At 58.1% G+C, this 22,483-nt stretch carries 20 protein-coding genes and 1 pseudogene; 5 read left to right on the forward strand and 16 right to left on the reverse strand.

Annotation, left to right across the window (positions count from 1 at the left end):
- Positions 1-24: 24 nt before the first annotated feature.
- Positions 25-537 (forward strand): hypothetical protein, encoded by a 513-nt coding sequence (locus tag FJ548_RS04430; protein ID WP_140776997.1) that lies wholly within the window; start codon positions 25-27, stop codon positions 535-537.
- Positions 538-1,236: 699 nt separating this feature from the next.
- On the opposite strand, the gene FJ548_RS04440 is transcribed toward FJ548_RS04430, so the two are convergent.
- The 10 genes from FJ548_RS04440 to FJ548_RS04485 form a co-directional block, all read right to left on the reverse strand.
- Complete coding sequence (locus FJ548_RS04440; RefSeq protein WP_140776999.1) at positions 1,237-2,148, reverse strand: AraC family transcriptional regulator; 912 nt, start codon at positions 2,146-2,148, stop codon at positions 1,237-1,239.
- 210 nt (positions 2,149-2,358) lie between these two features.
- The gene (locus FJ548_RS04445) at positions 2,359-2,541 is read right to left on the reverse strand and encodes a hypothetical protein (RefSeq protein ID WP_348640870.1); all 183 of its coding nucleotides are present in this window, start codon (positions 2,539-2,541) and stop codon (positions 2,359-2,361) included.
- A gap of 257 nt (positions 2,542-2,798) precedes the next feature.
- Positions 2,799-3,572, reverse strand: a complete 774-nt coding sequence (locus FJ548_RS04450) for an alpha/beta hydrolase (protein WP_140777003.1) — start codon at positions 3,570-3,572, stop codon at positions 2,799-2,801.
- Positions 3,573-4,119: 547 nt separating this feature from the next.
- Positions 4,120-4,470, reverse strand: coding sequence for a cupin domain-containing protein (locus FJ548_RS04455; protein ID WP_140777005.1), 351 nt, complete (start codon positions 4,468-4,470; stop codon positions 4,120-4,122).
- A 14-nt stretch (positions 4,471-4,484) separates the two neighbouring features.
- Entirely contained in the window at positions 4,485-6,050 is a 1,566-nt protein-coding gene (locus tag FJ548_RS04460; RefSeq protein WP_140777007.1) for an NAD(P)/FAD-dependent oxidoreductase, read from the reverse strand.
- A gap of 294 nt (positions 6,051-6,344) precedes the next feature.
- The gene (locus tag FJ548_RS04465; RefSeq protein ID WP_140777009.1) at positions 6,345-7,298 is read right to left on the reverse strand and encodes an MBL fold metallo-hydrolase; all 954 of its coding nucleotides are present in this window, start codon (positions 7,296-7,298) and stop codon (positions 6,345-6,347) included.
- Positions 7,299-7,301: 3 nt separating this feature from the next.
- Positions 7,302-8,777 carry an amidase family protein gene (locus FJ548_RS04470; RefSeq protein WP_140777011.1) on the reverse strand — a complete coding sequence of 492 codons (1,476 nt, stop codon included), beginning with the start codon at positions 8,775-8,777 and terminating at the stop codon, positions 7,302-7,304.
- Positions 8,767-8,955, reverse strand: coding sequence for a hypothetical protein (locus tag FJ548_RS04475; protein WP_140777013.1), 189 nt, complete (start codon positions 8,953-8,955; stop codon positions 8,767-8,769). The genes FJ548_RS04470 and FJ548_RS04475 overlap by 11 nt, the downstream gene beginning before the upstream one ends.
- A 331-nt stretch (positions 8,956-9,286) precedes the next feature.
- Positions 9,287-9,709, reverse strand: a complete 423-nt coding sequence (locus tag FJ548_RS04480; RefSeq protein ID WP_140777015.1) for a RidA family protein — start codon at positions 9,707-9,709, stop codon at positions 9,287-9,289.
- A 23-nt stretch (positions 9,710-9,732) separates the two neighbouring features.
- Positions 9,733-10,956 carry an acyl-CoA dehydrogenase family protein gene (locus FJ548_RS04485; RefSeq protein WP_140777017.1) on the reverse strand — a complete coding sequence of 408 codons (1,224 nt, stop codon included), beginning with the start codon at positions 10,954-10,956 and terminating at the stop codon, positions 9,733-9,735.
- Between the two features lie 334 nt (positions 10,957-11,290).
- Between FJ548_RS04485 and FJ548_RS04490 the strand changes: the two genes are divergently transcribed.
- Complete coding sequence (locus FJ548_RS04490; protein WP_181168710.1) at positions 11,291-11,971, forward strand: Crp/Fnr family transcriptional regulator; 681 nt, start codon at positions 11,291-11,293, stop codon at positions 11,969-11,971.
- On the opposite strand, the gene FJ548_RS04495 is transcribed toward FJ548_RS04490, so the two are convergent.
- From FJ548_RS04495 to FJ548_RS04520, 6 genes and pseudogenes are all read right to left on the reverse strand, one after another.
- A complete protein-coding gene (locus FJ548_RS04495; protein WP_140777022.1) occupies positions 11,968-13,158 on the reverse strand; it encodes an amino acid aminotransferase in 1,191 nt (396 codons plus the stop codon). The genes FJ548_RS04490 and FJ548_RS04495 overlap by 4 nt on opposite strands.
- A 46-nt stretch (positions 13,159-13,204) precedes the next feature.
- Positions 13,205-13,732, reverse strand: a complete 528-nt coding sequence (locus FJ548_RS04500) for a flavin reductase family protein (RefSeq protein WP_140777024.1) — start codon at positions 13,730-13,732, stop codon at positions 13,205-13,207.
- Between the two features lie 56 nt (positions 13,733-13,788).
- Entirely contained in the window at positions 13,789-14,583 is a 795-nt protein-coding gene (locus FJ548_RS04505) for an ABC transporter ATP-binding protein (RefSeq protein ID WP_140777026.1), read from the reverse strand.
- A 71-nt stretch (positions 14,584-14,654) separates the two neighbouring features.
- A pseudogene (locus FJ548_RS04510) lies at positions 14,655-15,521 on the reverse strand (ABC transporter permease); the annotation flags it as partial.
- A 23-nt stretch (positions 15,522-15,544) separates the two neighbouring features.
- Positions 15,545-16,525 carry an ABC transporter substrate-binding protein gene (locus tag FJ548_RS04515; protein WP_140777030.1) on the reverse strand — a complete coding sequence of 327 codons (981 nt, stop codon included), beginning with the start codon at positions 16,523-16,525 and terminating at the stop codon, positions 15,545-15,547.
- Between the two features lie 290 nt (positions 16,526-16,815).
- The gene (locus tag FJ548_RS04520) at positions 16,816-17,388 is read right to left on the reverse strand and encodes an Lrp/AsnC family transcriptional regulator (RefSeq protein WP_140777032.1); all 573 of its coding nucleotides are present in this window, start codon (positions 17,386-17,388) and stop codon (positions 16,816-16,818) included.
- A 248-nt stretch (positions 17,389-17,636) separates the two neighbouring features.
- Here FJ548_RS04520 and FJ548_RS04525 point away from each other — a divergent pair, with 248 nt between their 5' ends.
- The 3 genes from FJ548_RS04525 to FJ548_RS04535 all read left to right on the forward strand — a co-directional run bounded on the left by FJ548_RS04525 (position 17,637) and on the right by FJ548_RS04535 (position 22,477).
- The gene (locus tag FJ548_RS04525; protein ID WP_140777034.1) at positions 17,637-19,043 is read left to right on the forward strand and encodes an aldehyde dehydrogenase family protein; all 1,407 of its coding nucleotides are present in this window, start codon (positions 17,637-17,639) and stop codon (positions 19,041-19,043) included.
- Positions 19,044-19,225: 182 nt separating this feature from the next.
- Positions 19,226-20,917 carry a thiamine pyrophosphate-dependent enzyme gene (locus tag FJ548_RS04530; protein WP_140777036.1) on the forward strand — a complete coding sequence of 564 codons (1,692 nt, stop codon included), beginning with the start codon at positions 19,226-19,228 and terminating at the stop codon, positions 20,915-20,917.
- A 306-nt stretch (positions 20,918-21,223) separates the two neighbouring features.
- Entirely contained in the window at positions 21,224-22,477 is a 1,254-nt protein-coding gene (locus FJ548_RS04535; RefSeq protein ID WP_140777038.1) for a sarcosine oxidase subunit beta family protein, read from the forward strand.
- Positions 22,478-22,483: the final 6 nt, after the last annotated feature.

Below are 22,483 nucleotides of genomic sequence, written 5' to 3' on the forward strand. Positions count from 1 at the left end.
ATTTAGCGGATCTGGAAGCCGCAGATGAACCGGGCGGTGGAGCACCTCAATGATGCCGTTCTCGATCCGCACCTGGCAGCGATAATTAGGAAGGGTATCGGTTCGGAGGTGGTGGCCAACGCTGGCTTCTATCGTCCGGGAACATGGCGTTATCATTATCTTCCTAGGGGCGGCGGCCTACCTGACCTGTCCCAGGACGGCCTTCCGAAGCCTTTCGAGGGGGCACTGGCATCACCCGGAGCGGAGAAGGCCGCCGGCACATTGAGCACGGCGAGCTTCTGCACAATCCTGCGAAATGGCCTTGCTCACGGCGGCATCCTTTACTTGGATAAAGATGGTCAGACCACACGGAGCGCACCCGTACAAATGTTCTGTTTTGTGAGCACAAAGCAGTCTCAGCAAAATGGGATTGAAGGGCTGCATTTCCTTCGCGTCCGAATGAAGGACTATCGCGCATTCTTGCAGATCTGGACCAACTGGCTTCAGGCGTCGGCCACACCATCAAAGGTGCCCACTCAACTGGCCGCCGCGAAGTGACGCTGGCTAGACCGACCTCGCTAACGGTTGCGCCATGACAAGAACCTTTATCCATAATTCGAACCAGCGAGCGCTAGTCCCGTCACAGGTCCGACGGTTGATCTGGAGATCTCAGAGATCGAGGATGCCGGGATACGGGAAGTCCTTCAGACGCCCGGTGCCGCGTATTGAGCGTGGTCTATTCTGGACGCGCTTCTGACCGCAACCGGCCCGGGAACGCCGTTTGTGTTTAAGGACCCGCTCGGGCAGGCACGCGAGGTCAAGGTGGCCTTGTCGGGATTGTTCGGACGCTTTGTCGCCCGGGCCTAGAATCGTGCCACCATTCCCAAGCGCCGCTGTGGCTCACGAAAGGAAGAAAACGGTAACCGCCAACGCATGCGCTGGTCTGTCGGTTAAGGCGGCGGTAGCTGCAAAATTGGACTGCACTGCGACCGGGACGACCGCATTGCCTCCAACCGACACGAAGCCGCGTCTCGGCTACGATACGAATCCTTGGTTTGTTTCGTCCTTTGGACTTTGAGGTCCAGCTGCGGTTCCCTGGCGGACGCTCCCTGTTCGTGCTCGCAGTGCGGCGGACAAAAAGGCAACGGACGGACTGAAGTCAACGAGGCGCCGGGCGAGCGACTGGCGAAGTTGACGGCCTCCGCGTTGGCCTTGGGCTTTGACCGCCGCGTCCCGCACGACTTGCCAACGGCTCCTTTATTGCTGAGCCGCGCGCCATTTGCCAGGCGTTACGCCCACCTGGCGCGAGAAAGCGCGGGTCAGGTGGCTCTGATCGGCAAAGCCACTGGCAAGCGCAATATCGGCCAGGGAGTGGGTCCCTCCGAGCATACCCCTGGCGCGAGCAACGCGACGGTTCATCAGCCATTGGTAGGGCGCCATGCCCGTCGACTTTCGAAAGGCGTGCGCGAACTGGCTGGTCCGCAATCCGCACAGTGTCGCCAGATCAACAAGGCCGATACCGCCGATCAGGCTGGTTTCGATAATGTCCTTGGCAAGACGCTCCTGCCAGGTGCTCAGTCCTCCGGCAACGGGTCGCCGGGTGGCAAGAGCGCCGTAGTGTGCGCACACATATATGCCGAGCCCCCACATGAAATGATCGGCAAGCAGCGGATCAAGAGTCTCGGGCGCTTCGAAAAAAGGGGAAATACGCAATGCCAAGTCCCGAAGGATCGGATCTCCTGTAACGTGAAAGAGGCTGCGACCGAGGTACTTCACATGAGGCACCTCCAGATCGTCGGCAATCTCACGCATGAAATTGCGCCGCAGCAAGATCTCGATGGTATGCCGGGGTGTGGAAAAATCGATGTGCTGCACGTCGGACAGGTAAAGTATGTGCGTCTCCCCTTTGCGACGCGGGTTCGCGTAATTTTTACCGTCGACGAGGATGCTGCTTGTTTCATCGCTGAAACGAACACCGATGCTGTAGGCATCCTCCCAAACCGGAAACGCGGCGTCGACCCCGACAGGATGGAAGCCATAACTGATGTCGGCTGCAAGGAGCTGTGAACGCGCCAGGGCACGTACCGCAAGCTTGCGATCGGTATTGCTCGGAAGTCTGATGGGGACCGTTGCGATGTCAATCACCTTGGCTTTTACATTCAGGGTCATACCGACCTCGCTTTCCCAAGCAAAAGACTAGCAACACGGCGCGGCGGTTGCCATACCGGGCTCCGTCTGGATTGTAGCGGGGGATGCAACCGTGTGTGGGACTGCAAGTCCGTTGGCCCCTGCTCCATCGAAATGATTTCAGGGGCTTTGAGAGCCGATGGGACGGCGGGAGTAAACCCCGCCGTCCTTCTCCGATCAAAGTCGGGATCGTTATGATCCGGCAAGAGCATTCACGTCCGCGCAGAACTCGGCGTGCGGCTTGCTCATCGCGGCATCCTGGCACAGCCTGTGCACTTCGTTCTGCTTTTCCTTCGGCATTGCCATGAAGACCTTCTTGAATTCCGGCATCGGCTTCAGCTGCTTCAGTGCCGAATCCGCGTAGAAGGGCGCCATGTTGGAAGGTTCGTCGAGAGCGCCGGCAAGAGACACGCCGCCAAAGGCAAAAAGAGAAGCGGTTGCGAGGCAGATGACTTAGAGGTTCATGGATGTGATCCTTGTTTTGGGGGCATGGGGTCATCCCAACCACGACCGTTCTGGTAGCAATGAATAGGCCTGACGCCTCGGCGTGCGGGCCGAGGCGCATCAATGCCTGGATGTTTTCTGGTCCTGCCGCGGATGAGGCCGACGGTTGGGCGGTGAGAAAGAGCCAGCTAGTTTCCGACCGGCTTTGCCGTCTGGGCGGCCTCTTCGATGAGTTCGGCAACCGCACCGGGCTTCGACACGTAGATGGCGTGGCTGCCCGGCACCTCGACGACGGTGGAGCCGGCGCGCTTCGACATGGCGCGCTGGGCGTCCGGCGGGATCATCTTGTCTTCGGTTGCCACCAAATACCAACTGGGCTTTACCTTCCAGGCAGGCGCGCTGACCTTGCCTTCCAGCGCGGCCACGGCCCAGGGAACCTGGGAGTCGGCCATGAAGGAAGCGAGGTCCGGGCGGACATCGGCGGCGAACGATGCGGCGAACTTCGCCCGGTCAAGGAACAGGAATCCGTCGACCGGCGCCAGGATCGGCGGCACCGGAGCGCCGGGCGGCGGGTTGGCGATCAGGCTTGAAACGGATTCTCCGGCATCGGGCGCAAATGCGGTGATGTAGACCACGCCCGCCACCTTGGGATCGGTGCCGGCTTCCGAAACGACGACGCCGCCATAGGAGTGGCCGACGAGGATGACGTTGCCCGATGCCGCGGCGATCGCGCGCTTGGTCACCGAGACATCGTCGGCGAGCGATGTGGTCGGGTTCTGGACGATGGTGACGTCATAGCCATCCTTCTTGAGGATCTCATAGACGCCTTCCCAGCCGGATCCATCGACAAATCCGCCATGGACCAGCACGATGGATTTCACCGGGGCGGCGATTGCGCCCGTTGCTGATATGCCCAGGGCAAGCGCGGCAGCCGAGACTAGTGCGGTTAGAGCAGTTGACATTGAAGTTTCTCCTTTGGAGCCTGTTTCGGTGACGAGTTCACTGCGAACTCTCCACCGGCCAACGGTAGGGCTGCTTCAGCGTCTGCTGATTGAACGATCCTGCGGTGCAGGGGCTCCAGCAGGTCGATTGTCGCCCTTTAGTGCGCTGATTCTATGCTTCGACACCCACGCTCTCGTGTCTTGGAGCGATGCCGGATAGGCGAAGAACAAGTGCCAAGAATCCTGGGGCATGTCGGCACCTCCAATCTCGGAACGGCCATGTATTTGAGCCGCTTAGGTTCAGACGGCTCGGCGAGGTGCTTACTAAGACCTCGCCCGTGGATGCTCACTTGCACAGCAATTCCGATGACGAACAACACTTTCGGTTAAGATGCTTTAACTCCAAGACTCCAAACGGGCCGCTATGCCACTGCGGGCCGTGTTCTATCCTCTGCGGCTTAAGTGATCATATCAATTGCGTGCGGCGAGGTCCCCCACGCTATTTCATTGACGAACAGCCAAAATATAGACCAGCCCAGCGCCCAGAACACTTTTGCTCCTTGAGTTATTATTGAATAACTGTAAAATGCTTCAGCAGTTTTGAGACGACGCGCCAAGTTCCCTTCAATCCGGGTTCGCAGACGAAGGCATCTCCGGGAGAAAGCTCTACAGCAGTTCCACCATCCGGAGTAATGACACATTGACCTTCGATGATATGGCAGAACTCCCAGATCCCGGTGTAGTCTATTCTCCAGACACAGGGTGTGCATTCCCAAATGCCCGCTGCCCCTCGACCATCTTCCGTGCTCGAAAAGCTCCACGCGCGTGTCGTCGGATTGCCCTCCAGAACCTCCGGGAAGAACGGCGGATTCAGCTTTGGAGTAACGTCCCCTATGTTAAATCGGACCAACTTGCTCATTTGATATCTCCTTCCTACTTTTGGAGGCTTTGATCCCTGATCATTTCCCGGGCAGCATTAAATCCTGGGAGACCTGTGATGTTTCCGCCGGGGTGCGACGCCGACCCGCACAGATAAAGTCCACTGAACGCAGTCCGGTAGTCACCCGCCCCCTCAAATGGGCGCGCAAACCCGACCTGGCCGTTTGTAAATGCCCCCATAAGCACGTCGGCTTCGCGCATGTTGGGCTGGTTCAGCGCAACATCTCTGGGGCTTTGCGAAAAGGTGCCTATCGTGGCGGCCCGCAGATTGGGCGCGTAGGACGTCCACATTTCCAACATCTGTTGCGCGTGGCTTTCCTTTTCCCGTACCCAGTTGTTTGGATCCCCGTGAAGCGCGTAAGGACTCTTCTGCCACATAAACGCGGTGTGTTGGCCTGGCGGAGCTTGCGACGGATCAAAGGCCGTCGGCGTTCCTCCCCAGAGCACACGTGGGCCCGGCTCCCCCTTGTCATGTGCTCTAACAATATCGAGAAACGTAGTTACGCTATCGATTCCCATGATGACTGTTAGCGAGCGCTGCACATCGGGATGGGTATCCGCCACTCGATAGATCGGCGGCTCTTTCAGATTCAGGTGAAGCGAGAATATCGGCCCCAGAACATTATACTTGAAGTTTTTGACTTTGGCAGTCAGATCACCATTCAGCCTATCTTCGCCAATTAGTTCCAAGAACGTGAGATGTGGATTGAGGGCTGATGCAACAATTTTGTTCGCAAGTATTTTTTCACCGTTGTGAAGCTCAACACCGACCGCTCGATTATCTTCAATCAGGATTCGTTTGACAGGGGCGTTTGTGCGGACCACGCCGCCTGCACTTTCTACCGCGCGTACCAAGGCCCTCGCGAGTGTCGCGGCACCCCCACGACATGTCTGAACCCGTGCTGGAGAGGCGAACAATGACGCTATGTGATGGCCAAATCCCTTGGCGCGGAGATCGACTTCGCGCATTCCATTGATGAAAAGCAATGCCGCCTGGATACCCGGATGCCTGAATTCACTTGTCACGAACTCGAGGGGTGAATTCTGACTCACTTCCAGAAGCAGGCGGCCGTCGGCTGTCTTTTCCAACAATTCTCTACGCTTCTCAGCAGGTATTGGTGTCGAGCGTGCTTCATCCGTCAGAATATTCTTTAAGATCGGGATAAAGGCGTCGCGCCATTTTCGCAGTGTGTTCGCGTCATCACGATCAAGGGCGGAAAAGGATTCGAACGTCTTTTCGAAATCCGTCCACCATTGTAGCACCGTTCCGGTCGATGATATTATCGAGGCGTACAAATCCGCGCCGATGTAATCGACGCCATGGCTCGCCAGGTTGAGGTCCTTGAACCAAGGCATCTCGGTGATGCCTCGATGGAAAAACGCGTGGAGATTGTGGAAGAAACCTGGCTGGCTCGGATCCTCTACGGTCGATAACCCCCCGCCAGCTACAGGGGCGGCATCCAGAGATAGTGTCCGGAGGCCACTTCGACTGAGATAGGCTTGTGTTATGAGGCCGTTGTGACCAGCGCCTACGATGATTGCATCAAACTGATGATTCAACGCGGCCTTCCTCCCTAATTTTTTGTGTGGTTCACCATAGCGAGGGACGGATCATGGGAATGTATCTGGCGATACATCACTTCAGAAATTGGCCGTGGCGTATGCCCTGCCGTCAAACACCTTCGGAAGCTGCCACCCCCAACCCAGTTCCCGTTGATCGGAGGCGCGATGGTTTATCAGCCGAGCATCGAGAGCGCGCATACCTGCGAGACATCTGTTGGCTATGATTAGTGGCGCGGCGGTCAACCGCGCCCCGCCCGCAAGGTGTGAGCAATCGTCTCTTAGATCGCCATTCTATGCCTGTAGGCTCTGCCACATCGCGAGGTCGCGTTCGTCAGTCCAGATCCGTGGCCAGTCGATGCCCTGTGCTTCGTCGTATGCACGGCTTACGTTGAAGGGCAGGCAATGTTCGTAGATGGCGTAATCACCAAACGGCTCGTCGAGAGCCTTACGCACGTCCGAGAACGTCTCTTTCAGCGAGTAGCCCTTGGCGACTGCCCTCTCCGCCGCCCCGTAAAGGGCGGTAACGAAGTCGGTCGTTCCTGCAATGGCGGCCGAAACCTTGTCTTCGCCGACAAGCGCGTCACCTCTGCCTGGGACGACCGCGACGGGGTGATAAGCGGCGAGGCGTCGCAGCGTCGCTGGCCACTCGCGAAGGAACGCATCGCCGCAATAGCAGGCGGATTTGTATTCGATCAGATCGCCGGAGAAGAGAACGCCGGCGTCGGGAACCCACGCGATCGTGTCGCCTGCGGTGTGTCCGCGTCCGGGATGAAGTATCTCGACGCGCCGCTTGCCGAGCCACAATGTGAGCGCCCCTTCGAATGTCAGACTTGGCCAGGTGAGGCCGGGGATAGACTCCTTGCCCCGGAAGAGCCGGGGAAATCGCGCGATCTCCGAAGCCATGTCTTCCTCCCCGCGCTCGACAATCAGCTTGCGTGTTGCTTCGTGCGCGACAACTTCGGAGGCGCCATACGCGGACGCGCCCAGCACGCGCACGGCGTGATAGTGGGAGAGCAGGACGTACTTGATAGGTTTGTCCGTGACCGTTCGGACCCGTGAAATGACATCGTGTGCCATGGCGGGAGTCGCCTGGGCATCGATCACCATGCATGAGTCATCGCCGACGATGATGCCAGTATTAGGATCACCTTCGGCCGTATAGGCAAACAGGCCTGGACCGATCTCGGAGAAGGAGATGGTTTTGTCGGAAAGATCGCCTTTCGAGGCAAACTGTGTGGTGCTCATTCTTTACTCCTGACTTTCTCGTGGGGGAAGTGGATTGTTCTCAAAGGCACGCCCGCGCGTTGCGACGCTTGATCCGGACAGCGCAGAATCGAAAACGAGCGGTGTTGGGGCGAAGGACGAGAGGCGTTCCAGAAAGCGTGCGACGCGCAATACGCGCCGGTCGGCGCCCGGCGCTGCGGCAACCTGGATCCCGATCGGCAATCCGCCCTGGCTGGGCCATGGAATGGAAATCGCGGGTCCGTGCGCCAGATTGAACAAGGGTGTGAAAACGTTCCAGTCAAGCCATCCTGCGGAGCGACCTGGCTGCTGCAAGGCGTCGATTGTCGGCGCAGCGATTGCCATGGTTGGGGTCAGGACAACGTCGACCTGGCCGCCGAGTACGCTGGCCGCGTGGTTGGCGATCTCTTCACGATCCCGATAGAGCTGGATGACATCCGACGCGCAAAGGTCATGCAGCGGCGCGATGAATTGCATAAGTTCAGGATCAAGCTCGTTGCGACGGGCGACGGGCACACGGTGGACTGCGTCCGCGCATCCGATGCGATAGAGAACGCCAGCAATATCCCGGGCCCGAACGAACGACAGATCGACTTCCTGGAGGCTTGCAAAATGGGTGTGCAATGTCGCTAGAAAATCCCGCCACGGCTTAAGGATGTCGTCCCCGTCGAGCTGAACGGTCAGATCGCTCGGGACACCAATACGAAGCCCCGCGAGATCAGTGTCGTGTTCGATATCATCGAACCAGAGCGGGTGTTGCCGAAGCGACGTCCAATCAACCGCCGTCGGTCCTGACATGACGGACGCACTGATTGCAGCGTCAACCACGCTGGCGGTGATTGGCCCAATGTGAGGGAGCTGGGAGAACGCCGCAGGATAGGGGTCGAGCGGAATCAGGCCGAATGTCGGCTTGAACCCAACCGTACCACAGAAAGCGGCAGGAATCCTGACCGAGCCTGCTGCATCGGTAGCAACCGCCATCGCGCCGATGCCGAGCGCAATGGCGGCGGCGGCGCCGCCGCTGCTTCCTCCGGAAGTACGGGATAGATCTAGAGGATTTCGCGTTGTGCCGGACAAAGGACTGTCGGTCACCCCTTTCCACGCAAACTCCGGCGTCGTGGTCTTCCCGATAAAAACAGCTCCTGCCTCACGCAGGCGGCGTATCACAGTAGCGTCGTCACGGACCGGTCCGGTGAGCGATGTCGTTGACCCACGACGCGTCGGCCATCCAGATACGTTTATCGTGTCTTTCACTGTTGTTGGGACGCCATCGAGTGGGCCGATCGCCTCCCCCCGAAGGTGTCGTGCCTCCGCCTCTTGAGCCATGCGGATAGTCATTTGGGGGTCAACGCAGCAGAAGGCATTGACCTGCGAGCCCCTCTCGGCGATTGCCTTCAACTGGGCCCGTGCAACCTCGCTCGGTGACAGAGCCCCACTGCGAAAGAGTTTGGCAAGCAGAAGGATACGACTTTCAGCCGGCATCTACTTGCGACCTCAGCGCCTTGTAGTCGCTCGTACCGCCGTGATAGGCCTGCTCGAGGCGCAGATCCTTCATGAGTACGTCGCTCGTCCCTTCGAGGACGATTCGGCCCACCTCCAGCACGTAGCCCGGGTCGGCCAGTTCCAGCGCGAGGCGCGCGTTCTGCTCGACGAGCAGCACAGTGATGCCGCGCCGGTGTCTGAGATGATGGCGGCAATTCTTAGCTCTGGCTTGTCCTGGGCCAAACCGACCCCAGGCTGCTCGCCGATCAATGTGGTAACAACAACAGCAATACACCGCATGAACATCTTTGTAGTCACTGTTGTTCTCCTTCCATGTTTCAATCCAGAGGCGCAGACCCGGGTTGGCCAAACGCGTCTGGCATTTTCTCGGGCGTGTCGACCTGTACTCGCTGTCAACCACTCTGTGATGAGTTCACAAATCTGACGATGAATTTGGGGTGGCTGCTTTTGTGCGCCGGCCGTTGCTGGCGCACGTTAAGCACCGGCATCTACCTGGCGGGCGCGTAAGCGACAGCCTTGATCTCGATAACAAGGCCGGGTCGGGCGAGACTGTCGATGCCGAGTATCGTCCAGGTGGGATGGGGAGCGGCAATGTAGTCGGTCTTGACCTTCACGAAACCCGCAAGATGGCCCTCCTTCTGAAGGCCGACGTGGTAGGATACCAGCTCGACCGTATCGTCGAGCGAGGATCCAGCTTCCTTGAGGATCAGATCCAGGCGGTCGAACGCGTTGCGGAACTGGGTCTCATCACTATCAGGCAGCGAGCCGTCTGGATTGAGTCCGATCTGACCGGCGACGTAAATGAAGTCACCCGCCCGCACAGCGGCGGAATACCCGAATTTTTCAAAAATGCTTTTGCCGTCCGCGCCCCTGAAGATGGGGCTGTCCACGGCGATTGCTTGCTTGCTCATAGTCCGTTCTTTCATTTTTGATATTAGAGGCGGGCTCCTGCGGGCAACTCAAGACCAAGGAGAAGGCGGCCGTAGGCTTCTCCGACGGGTTCGGGCTGCAGCAGGAGATGAGAGCTCATGGCGTGGATGTCGCGAAAGAGGCGCTCGACGCGCGTGCCGGTGGGAAGGATGCTTCCACCAAGCGCGGCAAACATTCGCTGCGCCTCGGCCAGAGCCAGCCGAGTTGCGACAGCAATTCGCATCCGAGCGGCGCCGCGATCCTCGAGGCTCGGCAGTGTGCTGGCCTCAACGAGTTCAATCAGGAGCTTGGCGTCATCCAGCAGGCTACGTCGCAGGATGGCCATTGTCGCTTCACCCGACGCGATCTGGATCTGAGCGACCCGGTCGTGCGCCTGATGCTGTTGCGATCCTGCATTGATCCGGGCCTTGACCAGAGCCCTGAACTCTTCCGCAACGACGGAAGCCACGCCGAGCGTCGGGGCAGCGACCGACATCGCGTTGGCCGGATTGAGAGGGTAGTCGTAGATAGCGTCACTGTTGGGACAGTCGGGATGCTTCTGTCCGGCTTGGAGCAAGCTCCATTTCATCCAACGGTGCTCAGGCACGAATGTCGGAGCCAGCGAAATGTTTTTGCTGCCGGTGCCTCGCATTCCCAGAACGTTCCAACTCGCGTGATCAATCTGGAACGCATCCTTTTCTACCAACACAATATGCAGTTCGGGTGCCTCCGCACCTGCTACCGGCAACGGAACCAACAAGCCGACCCAGGAGGCGATGTCGATACCCGATGCATACCGCCAATCGCCAGAAAGCCTTACCCCGCCCTCGACCGGCTCGGCGGCGATGTTGCGCCCGACGCCGCCCGTGAGCATCGGCACGATTGCTGGCTTGCCGCACAAAAAGACATCCTGCTGCGCCTGCGCGGAAAACTTGCCGATCATCAGAATATTGGCGGCGACGAGGCCGACGACCCACGCGCAGGAAGAACATCCCCTTGCAACTTCGAAGACAGCCGCCCAGGCTTCGGAGGGGGCAAGGCTCAGGCCACCAAAACGTTTTGGTTGCGTCATACGGAACAAGTCGGCCTCGACAAGGCGTGCAGCGACATCGTCGGGAATTCGATTGCTCGTTTCAACACGCGCCGCCTGATCTCTCAACCACGGAACCAGTTGCGCCGCCTTCGCAGTTGGCAGTTCGGCGAGCTGCGACGTAGAACGATGTTGGCCATTCTGCAAGGTCGCCGCCATTCTGGTCTTCTCCCTTCCGCGCCGACCTAGACACGGCCGACGGTCATCATTTGCAGGTATCCGGAAATACTTACCCAGCCCGCACGCCCGGCTCTGTATCTGGTGATACGGACGGTTGGATTATGTGGTTGTAAGCTGGGTAGGGTCGGCTGATTGCCGCGCCGCATGGACGGCGGGCTTGCGGCGACCTAACGCTGGATCCGAGGCCAGATACCAGTTGCCCTGCTTGCCGTCGCCCCTGATAGTTGCCGTGCGGTGGTAGGAGACACCATCGCCGGGCTGCCTATGCATGCGTGAGAATTGCGTTATCGCGACGTTGGAAACGGAACATAGTATGTCAAAACGACAACTTCATACCTGGCGGCTCGAGCCGGAATTGATGACCGTAATATGCGGACACCTTGATGCTGGCCGCCGACGTCATTTCAGGAAGAACGAGGCGATTTACGAGCAGGGAGAGCTGTCTTCAAAGTTCTTCTACATTGAAAAGGGACTGGCGCAGGTTTCCATCATCCGTTTCGATGGAACCGAAATGCTGCTCGAATTCATGGGGCCCCATACGATCATTGGCGAAGGCGCCGCGTTCGACTACTTGCCCCGGTTTTCCTGTGCTTTTGCCGTCGAGGATACCCAGGCGGTTGAGTTCGACGCTGAACGTCTAACGGAGGTGTTTCGGGACCGTCCGGAGTTTGCGTCGGCGCTCCTTCGGGTCACAAGCATCAAGCAGCGCATATTGGCTATACGATTGGAGCATCTTGTCTCGCGAGAGCCGGCCGAACGCATCTTGGAGTTGCTACAGCGGCTCATAAGCATGTTCGGAACAGAGCATCCAAATGGACGCATCCTGGTGACCAAGCTCACCCACGAAGAGATAGCGGCCATGACGGGAACATCACGTGTGACCGTGACGCGCACCTTCCAGCGCATGCGAGAACAGAACATTATCGACATGGTGGATGGCCATATCCTGATCAAGTCGCAGGCGACAAGTGGAGTACGGCCTCGGGATTCCTAAGATCTGTCGAGCACCGATGCGAACGCTATGGATAACTCATCGAGCCGATGCTCCGGAAGACCTGCCATATTGATACGGCCGTCCCGGCCTATGTAGACTGCGTAGTCCGACCGGAGTCGATCGACCTGCTCCCGCGTGGCGCCGATCCGCGAAAACATTCCCCGCTGGTGAGCGATAAAGTCGTAGCGGTCCGTGTTTGTCTGATGCCGAAGCGCCGCTGCGAATCCTGAACGCAGATTGACGATGCGCCTGCGCATTTCTTCGAGTTCGTCTGTCCAATCGCCGCGCAACGACGGGTCTTCAAGCACGATCCTCACGACAGCCGCACCGTGATCGGGCGGCATGGAGTACATCGTTCGCACTTTGCCAAGAAGTTGACCAAAAGCCTTTTCGGTTTCCTCGGCATTCCGGCCAAGAAGAGCCGCAACCCCGACACGATCACGATAAACGCCAAAATTCTTCGAGCAACTCGCGGCGACACCGAGTTCGGGCACAATTGCCGCCAACTTCCGCAGGCCTGCAGCATCTTCCTCCAAACCATCGCCAAAGCCCTGATAGGCCATGTCGACGAGCGGAAAGAGCTCACGCCCAGCAAGAAGCTCAGTCAGGAGCGTCCATTGCGAGAGATCGAGATCGACCCCAGTAGGGTTGTGGCAACAGCCGTGCAGAAGGACGACATCGCCTGGATTGGCCGCCTTGAGGGCTTCGATCATTTCTTCGAAGCGTAACTCGTTCGTGGCGGGATCAACGTACGGATAGGTGCGCAAGTTCGCGCGGGCTGCCGCTACGACGGCAGCATGATTTGGCCAGCTCGGATCCGGAATCCAGACCGTGGCGCCCGACCGGGATGATGCGAGAAGTTCGATCAGAGTCCGCAACGCACCCGATCCACCGGGCGTCTGGCATGAGCACAACCGTGCGCCGTCCGTCTCGTGTCCGAACAACAGTTCGATCATTCTTGAATTGAATACGGTATCGCCGGCAGAGCCGAGATAGGTTTTCGTCGTCTGCTCAACCAAAAGGCGTGCCTGCGCCCTTCGCACGGCTGACATGATCGGCGTGCGGCCTTGCTCGTCCTTGTACACACCAACGCCTAGATCCACCTTCGCGGACCGGGGATCGTCACGGTATAGCCCCATCAATTCAAGAATGCTGTCCGGCTCGGCTGGGCTAAATGACTCAAACATTGTGATCCTGAGGCTGATCAGTTTCTGTGGTACGGTAGATTGCGCCTTAGGCGACCGAGTATTCTAGGTTCAAAGTCTGCAGCGCAGTGTATCGCCCGTCGAAGAACACGAGAGGTTCATCGACATCGTCAGGTCCATTCATGCTGACGACCCGGCCCACGATGATCTTGTGATCGCCACCGGGATACACATGCTCAACTTCGCAGAGAAAAACCGCATTGGCCCCGTCAACCCAGGCGAAGCCATCTTCCCGGGCGCAGGCTTTCATCTCGACATCGGCCTTGCCGGCGAATCTGCGGGAGACATTCTGCTGGTCACGTCGCAGAATATTCACCGAGAAGCGAGTGGATGAGAGAATTCTATCGGCCGTCCTGCTTTCGTTCTTGGCGCAAAAAAGCAGCAGCAGCGGGTCGAGACTGACAGAGGTCAGCGAGTTGACCGTCATTCCGATCACGTCGCCGTCCGACTCACCGACGATGACTGCGACCCCGGTTGCGAACCGGCCGATCAATCGGCGGTACGAGAGCTTTTCCTTGTCCATCACGAGCTGCTCCATTTGAATGGTGAAGCCCATAGTGCTGAATGATCTTGCGCCCGTCTGTATCCCCAGACACTTTTGAATAGAGAATATCAGGCCAGCAACAGAGCGTCGTGATCGATAGCCTTTCCACGGTTCTTGCTGAACAGGGTCAGAAGATCGTCCACCGTCGCCGATTTTCTTTCTTCACCTTTGATGTCCAATATTATTTTTCCACCATCGAGCATAATGGTTCTGGTTCCATGACTCAGCGCAAGACGCATCGAGTGTGTGACCATCAATGTCGTGAGGCGCTTCTCCCGCACAATGCGGTCCGTAAGGCCGAGGACGAAATCGGCGCTGGCGGGGTCAAGGGCGGACGTATGTTCGTCAAGAAGGAGAATGTCGGAACCCGCAAGCGAGGCCATGATCAGGCTTACCGACTGACGCTGCCCGCCCGACAACAGGCCCATGAGTTCGCCGAGCCTGCTTTCGACGCCCAGGCCAAGGCGGGATAATTCTGCCTTGAATTGAACTCGCATTGCGGCGCTGGAGGCCAGACGCATTCCGCGCTTCTGGCCTCGCTTGGCGGCGAGTGCCATGTTCTCTTCTATGGAAAGAGCTTCGCAGGTGCCGACCAGGGGATCTTGAAACACCCGTGCGGTGAGGTTCGCACGTTTATGAGTCGCCCAGCGCGTCACGTCATTGCCGGCAATGCTGACACTGCCCGATGTCACTGGCGCCTCCCCCGACAGGACGTTCAACAATGTGGACTTGCCCGCACCGTTGCTCCCGATAACGGTTAGAAACTCGCCTTCATCGATATCGAGTGAAATGCCCCGCAGAGCACGATTCTCGAGGACGGTGCCGGAATTGAAGACGCAATGGACATTCTTGACGCTAATCATTCCGCCGCCTTTTCTTGCTTCTGCGCTACGGTCGGTCTGGACGAGCCCGTGCGGAGAGATTTTGCGAGACGACCAAGGCGCGCCTTTGGAAGCATGAGTGCGAGAGCAACCAGCACGGCCGTGACAAGATTGAGATCCGAAGCCGTTAAACCAAGCCAATCGGAGTTCAAGGCAACAGAGACGGCAAGCCTGTACACGATCGCACCAACAACCGCGCCGATAACCATGAAAGCGACGCTTCGCGTTCGAAAGATTGTTTCTCCGAGGATCACCGCGGCCAAGCCGATGATGATCGTACCAGTGCCAAGCGTCACGTCAGCAAAGCCGTTGCTTTGTGCGAACAGTGCGCCACCCAGGGCGATGAGGGCATTTGTCAACGCAAGACCGACATAGGTATGGAGATCGGTCGAGACTCCTTGCGCGCGGGACATGCGGGGATTGGCGCCAGTCGCTCGCATGGCGAGACCGAATTCGCTCTTGAGGAACCAGGTGAGCAGCGCGCCGATGACAACCACACCGATGGCCATGGCCATCGGTGTAGCAATCCACATCGGCAAACCCCATGCCCGCGCAGGGCTGAGGATCGTTTCTTCGTTGAGGAGAGCTATGTTCGGCGCCCCCATCAAGCGGAGGTTGACCGAGAAAAGCGCTGTCATGGTGAGAATACCGGCAAGCAGATTGAGAATGCCGAAACGGATGGTCAGCACAGCCGTAACGAGACCGGCAAGTCCACCCGCCAGGACAGCGACGATTGTCGCTGCCCAGGGGGAATGGCCGTGGACGATCAAGATCGCCGTGACCGATGCGCCGAGAGGAAAGCTTCCGTCCGCTGTGAGATCGGGAAAATTCAGCACCCGAAAGGCGATAAACACACCGAGCGAAACGCAAGCGTAGATCAGGCCGAGCTCAATTGCCCCAGCAAACGAAATCCAACTCATGTCCGGACTCTTTCAGGAGGGGCTCAGTTCAGCACCTTGGTGGCTTTGCTGAGCACGCTCTCAGGGATCGTTATTCCGTAACTCGCGGCAGCCGACTTATTCAGAACGATTTCGGTGCCTTTCGCGTATTGGGAATCGATAGCTCCAGGCTTTTCGCCTTTTAGGATGCGGACCACGATATCACCGGTCTGCCGTCCGATATCCAAATAGCTGAACCCTACAGTTGCTATGGCGCCCTTCTCAACACTGGCACTGTCATTCGCGTAGACAGGAAGCTTGGCCTCGCGAGCGACGTTGACAACGGTCTCCAAAGCAGCGGTGACGGTGTTGTCAGGAGGGAGATAGATTGCATCGACCTGTCCGATAAGCGTTTGAGCGGCGTTGCGCACATCGGCTGTTCGGTTGGCAGGAGCGGCCACCACCTCCATGCCCTGCGCCTTGGCAACCTGCTTGAGGAGTTCCAGCGAAACCAACGAGTTGCTTTCGCCAGGATTGTACACGGTGCCGATACGCTTCAGGGCTGGCTGAATTTTTTTGAACAGGTCGACCTGCGCTGCGATCGGCGACAAGTCAGATACACCTGTTATGTTGCCCGACCCATCCGCCTTGAACGATTTTACAAGGCCGGCGACCACCGGATCGGTAACAGCGCTGAAGACGATGGGAATGTCTTTCGTGGCTGCCGCAGCGGCCTGCGCCGAAGGTGTGGAGACCGCTACAATGACGTTCGGCGACATTCCTACGAATTTCCGCGCAATCTGTGCCGCCGTTGCCGGCTGGCCCTGCGCGCTTTCATATATGAACTGCAGATTATCGTCTGAGTAGCCAGCTTCCTTCAATCTTTCGTGGACACCATCTCGAACGGCATCAAGGGCGGGATGCTCGACGATTGCAGTCACTGCCACAGTCACTTTGTCGGCAGCATGAGCAGCGGCGCTCACCGCGGTGAGCGAGGCCGCCAATGCGAAACTACGGATACAACTCTTCCAACTCGAAACCGGCATAATTCCCTCCCTGGTGCCTTCATTATTTTTGGCTTGGGGGCGAGACTACGGTTTCAAGCGCATGGGAAACTGTATCTGGTGATACCGAGCGCGAAATTTTTACACGAGCCAGGTCGCGGGATCGCAAGCTGACCTGCCCCGCCTCGGAGACTCATTTGCCGAAGGCGATGGGCAATTGTGCATTTTTACGCGTTCGAGACATTGCACTCGATGACCAAGGCAGCGTCCAAACCACCCGTTGAAAGCCTCGTTGCTAATCGGGTTCGTCAACGCTCACTTGCAGTGCGTGATTAAACTGGCACCGCAGTCTCTGATTTTACGGTCTCAAAAATAATCTGCGAGCTGACGTGCTCGACCATCGGAAGAGCGAGCAATTCGGATCGGATCACGTGGGACAGACTTTCTAAGTCTGGTGCGATGATCCTGAGCATGTAGTCCGACGCTCCGCTGACGATAACGCATTCGGTGACAGAGGAAATCTTGGCAATTTCGGCGTGAAATTTTTCAGCGTCATCTCCCTTCTGGTTGCGGAGACTGACGCTGGTAAACGCTGAAACGCGGTAACCGAGCTTGGCCCGATCCACGATTGCGACATAGCCGGAAATGATTTTCTCATCTTCGAGACGCTTCACTCGACGCTGGATCTGCGATGCCGACAACGGGACCGCGTGTGCGATTTCAGCGTGGGTCGCACTTCCGTTGACCTGGACAAACTTCAATATCTTACGGTCGATTTCATCCAGTGACATTTGCGATATATCCGCATCAATTTCTCTATTCACGCGATAATATACCGCCGGGCAATTGAAATCCAGTTGCAAATGCGCGCCTTTCGCATGTGGACTGCGATATTGTCGTGCCATGCAAGGATTTGTCACACCGTGACGGCCTTCATGACGGAGTATGTATGCACCAGGCGCGACCCAAAGGCCTTTTCAGGCCACCATTCGACACACCCGCGCTGATATCGCGGCGTCAGCATCGCAGCTCAAGCAGATAGCCTTGACGCGGGGATCAGGCCAAGGCTGCACGAATGCGTAGCGCCGGTCATGGAGCCAGACGGTGCGCCTTTCCAACGGAACCAATCCAACAAAACATCAAGGAGGACGGTATGGAAAAGTATTCACTTATAATAAACGGTCAGAAAGTCGCTACTAAACGGCACGACCCGGTACTAAATCCAGCGAACGGCGATGTTGTGGGCTATATGCCAGTCGCGACTTCGGCCAATTTGGACGAAGCGGTGGCCGCAGCGCGCGACGCGTTCAGCGGCTGGCAGGAAACATCATCCGAGCAGAGAGCAGCAGCCTGTGAGGCAATTGCGGCAAAGCTTGAGGCCCATCTGGAAGAGCTTGCCCGGCTGCTGACACTTGAACAAGGCAAACCGTTGAATGGTGCTGGGTCACGCTTCGAAATAGGCGGCGCGATCGCGTGGACACGGCATGCCGCAAGTCTCGACCTGCCCATCGAAGTGCTCCAGGATGGACCCGGTGGACGCATCGAGCTTCACCGCAAACCGATTGGAGTCGTTGGTTCGATCACCCCGTGGAACTGGCCGGTCATGATCGCCTGCTGGCACGTGATCCCGGCCATCCGCGCGGGGAACACGGTCGTGATCAAGCCCTCCCCGCAGACTCCACTCTCGACGATCCGCCTTGTCGAACTCATCAACGAGGTCGTTCCGCCAGGAGTCGTCAACGTCATTTCGGGAGAAAATGACATCGGTGCGCTGATGTCGTCTCATCCGGGGATCGACAAATTGACGTTCACCGGCTCGACGGCAACAGGCAAGAAGGTGATGTCAAGCGCCGCATCGACGCTCAAGAGGTTGACCCTTGAGCTTGGCGGCAATGACGTTGGGATCGTCCTGCCGGACGCGGACCCGAAAGCGATCGCCGAGGGCCTTTTCTGGGGAGCATTCAGCAACAGCGGTCAGACCTGCGCTGCACTGAAGCGGCTTTACGTCCATGACAGGCTGTACGATGCCGTTTGCGACGCACTTGTTGCTTTCGCCTCGAACATTCCGGTCGGAGACGGTTCGGATGAGAACTCGATTCTGGGACCACTTCAGAACCGTGCGCAGTTTGAAATCGTTGCTTCCTTCGTTGAGGAGGCTCGGCAAAAGGGCGGCCGCATACTCATCGGCGGAAATCCGTCGAACGGGCCAGGCCACTTCTATCCGATAACCCTGGTCGCCGATGTCGACCACGGCTGCAAGCTCGTTGACTTGGAGCAGTTCGGACCGGCTCTGCCGATCATCCGCTATTCGGACATTGGCGAGGTGATTCGAAGAGCAAATGACAATCCTTCGGGACTTGGTGGATCTGTTTGGGGTGCCGATCTCGCTGAGGCAAAACGCATAGCATCGGCTCTCGAATGCGGTTCCGTTTGGATCAACAAGCATGGCGCGATTCAACCGAATGTTCCGTTCGGCGGCATCAAACAATCTGGAATGGGCGTCGAGTTCGGGATCGATGGCTTGAAGGAATTCACGACTGCCCAAGCCGTGTTCGCATGATTGGTCGACGCCGGCTACCGGCCACCTTGGCCGGCGTCGCTTTCACGTGATGTGACGGCAATCTAACACGCGGTTTCCGTCCGGGGCTGACCTTCTCAATCCAGGGATGGCTTGCGCCAGAGCAAGCCTAGGTTTCCGGTTGCCGAATTTCGGCCTCGTGATGGCATACAGAGAAACAACATATGAAGGGACTATCCGTGTCGAACGATAAAAAGGAAATGGAGACCGCCGGTCGGAAGATTGCACGCGGCCTGATCGCCAATGGTGTTGACACGGTATTCGGCATTCCCGGTGCACATACATACGATCTGATGGACGGGTTCTACGCAGAACGAAATCAGTTGCGATTTATTCATACCCGGCATGAGCAAGGTGCTGGATACATGGCCTTCGGCTACGCCAAGTCGTCGGGACGTCCTGGCGTTTACTCGGTCGTCCCCGGTCCTGGTGTGCTAAATTCCGGCGCCGCGCTATGTACGGCCCTTGGCGCAGACACACCGGTTATGTGCGTAACTGGCAATATCATGTCGCACCTAATAGGACGTGGCCGCGGCCAGTTGCATGAACTACCAGACCAGCTGTCGACATTGCGAGGTATCACCAAGGGGGCAGAACGAATCGATCATCCAAGCTCGGCCTATTCGACCGTTGCTGGCTTATTCACTAAGATGCTCTCGGGGCGGCGCGGTCCTGTCGCTGTGGAGACGCCATGGGATGTTTTCGGTCAAACAGCCCCTGTCGAACAACCGCTCGTAGGTGAGCCACTTTCCTCCCCGGAAGTTGACCCGGACAAGGTAAAAGCTGCCGCAGCGCTAATTGCCCAGGCGCGGAATCCGCTGATCATCGTTGGCACTGGGGCCGTCGAGGCGTCAGAAGAAGTAAGGGAGCTGGCGAACCGCTTGCAGGCCGCCGTGACATCCTATCGCTCGGGAAAGGGTGTTCTTGCCGCGGACGAGGCGGCCTGGCTCGATGCCGCATCAGCATTCGAATACTGGAAGAGCGTTGATCTTCTGATCGGAATCGGAGCCAGCCTGCGGCTGCCGTTCATGACATGGCGCTGGCGCCCGCCGGAATTAAAGACGATCCGGATCGACATCGATCCCGTGGAAATGGTTCGGCTCAAACCGACTGTCGGCATCGTGGCGGATGCAGCTGTGGGGACAAGAGCGCTTATCGAGGCGCTGGATGGAGGTATTCGCTCAGATCGAAGTGCCGAGTTGCTCGAGATAAGGGCCAAGGTGGAAAAGGACGTCGACGCAATTCAGCCCCAGGTCGATTACCTAAGGGCGATCCGTGAGGCCCTTCCCCGCGACGGTTTCTTTGTGGAGGAAGTAAGCCAAATGGGCTTTGCGGGGCGCTTTGCGTTTCCCGTTTACGCGCCACGCCAGTACGTGACATGTGGATTTCAGGAGAATCTGGGCTTTGGATTCAACACAGCGCTTGGCGTGAAGATTGCCAACCCGGACAAAGCGGTTGTCTCAGTTTGTGGTGACGGCGGTTTCATGTTCGGAGTGCAGGAATTGGCCACGGCTGCGCAGCATGGAATTGCTGTGGTCGTGATTGTTTTCAACAATTCCGCTTATGGCAATGTCCTGCGCGATCAACGAATATCATACGACGGGCGCTACATCGGTTCGGAACTCAACAATCCGGATTTCGTCAAGCTTGCTGAGAGCTTTGGCGTAAAAGCGTTTAGGGCGCGCTGGCCATCCGAGCTTCGTAAGGTTCTGGAACGCGCCTTTTCGCTTGAGGTCCCAGTGCTGATCGAGGTGCCGATTGAGACTGGATCTGAAGCGAGTCCGTGGTCTCTGATCAGTCCTCCAGCCCCTGGAACCTCCGGCCCTCAAGCTGCCTACGCCACACTTGAAGCCTAGGCTTGAGCAACGCAGGTCGACGGCCCGCTGGCGACACTTGGCGGTGCAAGCCTGCTTCTCCTTTCAGGCGGCCCTCTTGAGCCGACCGTGAGCGATATTGTGGCGGCGCAGGTCGGAAATACGGCTATTCGAAGGTTGAGCATGAAACGGAATGAGAGGGTCAGGCTACGGCGGCGGAACATTATATTGCGGCCGCCCGCCAGACGAGGCGTGTGTGGCAGCGCGCGGCGTGAACCTTCACCTTGAGCACGGCGTGATGATGAACAGGCGCAAGACCTTTATTTTGGCCTGATTTCCGGAGATCTTATGACCCGAAACTACTCTGCACTCACCCTCTTCAAGGAGGGCTTGAACGGCCAGATGGGATGGCAGAAAGCCTGGCGGTCGCCAGCCATCAAACCACGATACGACATCGTTATCATCGGCGGCGGTGGGCACGGGCTCGCAACCGGCTACTATCTTGCCAAGCACCACAACATCCGCAACGTCGCCATAATCGAAAAGGGTTGGCTCGGCGGCGGCAATACGGGTCGGAACACCACAGTCATCCGGTCAAACTATTTCTTTCCCGAAAGTGCAGCGCTCTACGAGATGTCGCTTGGCATGTACGAAACGCTGGGAAGGGAACTGAACTACAACATCATGCTGTCCCAACGTGGCCTGTTGTCGCTTGCACATAGCGAGGCGGAGATGGAGATGTCGGCCAGAATCGTCAATGCAATGCAGATCAACGGGACCGATGCCGACCTGCTCGACAAGGCAGCGGTCCGGGAAATCCTGCCGATTCTCAATTTTTCTGAAGGCGCGCGCTATCCCGTTTTCGGCGGTGTCTGGCAGGGGCGTGCCGGGACCGCCCGGCACGACGCCGTCGCCTGGGGATACGCTCGGGCCGCCGACCGCCTTGGTGTCGACATTATCCAGACCTGCGACGTTGAGGAATTCATCATTGAGGACGGCCGCTGCAGAGGCGTGCGGACTTCGCGCGGCGACGTACGCACGGACAGAGTGGGAATGGCCGTCGCGGGGCATTCCTCGCATATGGCCCAGAGGGCCGGCTTTCGGCTGCCGATTACGTCGTACGCTTTGCAGGCTTGTGTGTCCGAACCCGTCAAGCCTGTTCTCGACAACGTTGTCCTGTCTCCGGGTACCGGGACCTATGCGAGCCAGTCGGACAAGGGCGAGATGGTGATCGGCGGCGGTCTTGACCGCGTCCCGTCCTATGGGCAGCGTGGCAACCTGCCAGTGCTCGAGCACGTAATCTCCGGTCTTCTGGAGATGTTTCCCAGCTTCCGGCAACTGCGGCTCATGCGTCAGTGGGCGGGTATCGTTGATGTTACCCCGGACTCGTCGCCGATCATCGGCGAAAGCCCGCTATCGAACCTGTTCATCGATTGCGGCTGGGGGACCGGCGGCTTCAAAGGCATACCCGCAGGGGGATTGTTGTTCGCCCACCTGCTCGCCACCGGAAAACATCACGACATTAGCCGACCATTCGATCTGAGTCGCTTCGCCCGCGGCCGTTTGATCGATGAGGCGGCCGGGTCGGGCATCGCACACTGAGGGAAA

The sequence above is a fragment of the Mesorhizobium sp. B2-4-17 genome, from assembly GCF_006441275.1.
In the GTDB taxonomy this organism is placed as follows: domain Bacteria; phylum Pseudomonadota; class Alphaproteobacteria; order Rhizobiales; family Rhizobiaceae; genus Mesorhizobium.

What these genes read in the sequence shown, in the direction of transcription:
- FJ548_RS04430 (WP_140776997.1), top strand. Translation starts at nt 25, where the DNA reads ATGAACCGGGCGGTGGAGCACCTCAATGATGCCGTTCTCGATCCGCAC.
- FJ548_RS04440 (WP_140776999.1), bottom strand. Translation starts at nt 2,148, where the DNA reads ATGACCCTGAATGTAAAAGCCAAGGTGATTGACATCGCAACGGTCCCC.
- FJ548_RS04445 (WP_348640870.1), bottom strand. Translation starts at nt 2,541, where the DNA reads ATGGCGCCCTTCTACGCGGATTCGGCACTGAAGCAGCTGAAGCCGATG.
- FJ548_RS04450 (WP_140777003.1), bottom strand. Translation starts at nt 3,572, where the DNA reads ATGTCAACTGCTCTAACCGCACTAGTCTCGGCTGCCGCGCTTGCCCTG.
- FJ548_RS04455 (WP_140777005.1), bottom strand. Translation starts at nt 4,470, where the DNA reads ATGAGCAAGTTGGTCCGATTTAACATAGGGGACGTTACTCCAAAGCTG.
- FJ548_RS04465 (WP_140777009.1), bottom strand. Translation starts at nt 7,298, where the DNA reads ATGAGCACCACACAGTTTGCCTCGAAAGGCGATCTTTCCGACAAAACC.
- FJ548_RS04470 (WP_140777011.1), bottom strand. Translation starts at nt 8,777, where the DNA reads ATGCCGGCTGAAAGTCGTATCCTTCTGCTTGCCAAACTCTTTCGCAGT.
- FJ548_RS04480 (WP_140777015.1), bottom strand. Translation starts at nt 9,709, where the DNA reads ATGAGCAAGCAAGCAATCGCCGTGGACAGCCCCATCTTCAGGGGCGCG.
- FJ548_RS04485 (WP_140777017.1), bottom strand. Translation starts at nt 10,956, where the DNA reads ATGGCGGCGACCTTGCAGAATGGCCAACATCGTTCTACGTCGCAGCTC.
- FJ548_RS04490 (WP_181168710.1), top strand. Translation starts at nt 11,291, where the DNA reads ATGTCAAAACGACAACTTCATACCTGGCGGCTCGAGCCGGAATTGATG.
- FJ548_RS04495 (WP_140777022.1), bottom strand. Translation starts at nt 13,158, where the DNA reads ATGTTTGAGTCATTTAGCCCAGCCGAGCCGGACAGCATTCTTGAATTG.
- FJ548_RS04500 (WP_140777024.1), bottom strand. Translation starts at nt 13,732, where the DNA reads ATGGGCTTCACCATTCAAATGGAGCAGCTCGTGATGGACAAGGAAAAG.
- FJ548_RS04505 (WP_140777026.1), bottom strand. Translation starts at nt 14,583, where the DNA reads ATGATTAGCGTCAAGAATGTCCATTGCGTCTTCAATTCCGGCACCGTC.
- FJ548_RS04515 (WP_140777030.1), bottom strand. Translation starts at nt 16,525, where the DNA reads ATGCCGGTTTCGAGTTGGAAGAGTTGTATCCGTAGTTTCGCATTGGCG.
- FJ548_RS04520 (WP_140777032.1), bottom strand. Translation starts at nt 17,388, where the DNA reads ATGGCACGACAATATCGCAGTCCACATGCGAAAGGCGCGCATTTGCAA.
- FJ548_RS04525 (WP_140777034.1), top strand. Translation starts at nt 17,637, where the DNA reads ATGGAAAAGTATTCACTTATAATAAACGGTCAGAAAGTCGCTACTAAA.
- FJ548_RS04530 (WP_140777036.1), top strand. Translation starts at nt 19,226, where the DNA reads ATGAAGGGACTATCCGTGTCGAACGATAAAAAGGAAATGGAGACCGCC.
- FJ548_RS04535 (WP_140777038.1), top strand. Translation starts at nt 21,224, where the DNA reads ATGACCCGAAACTACTCTGCACTCACCCTCTTCAAGGAGGGCTTGAAC.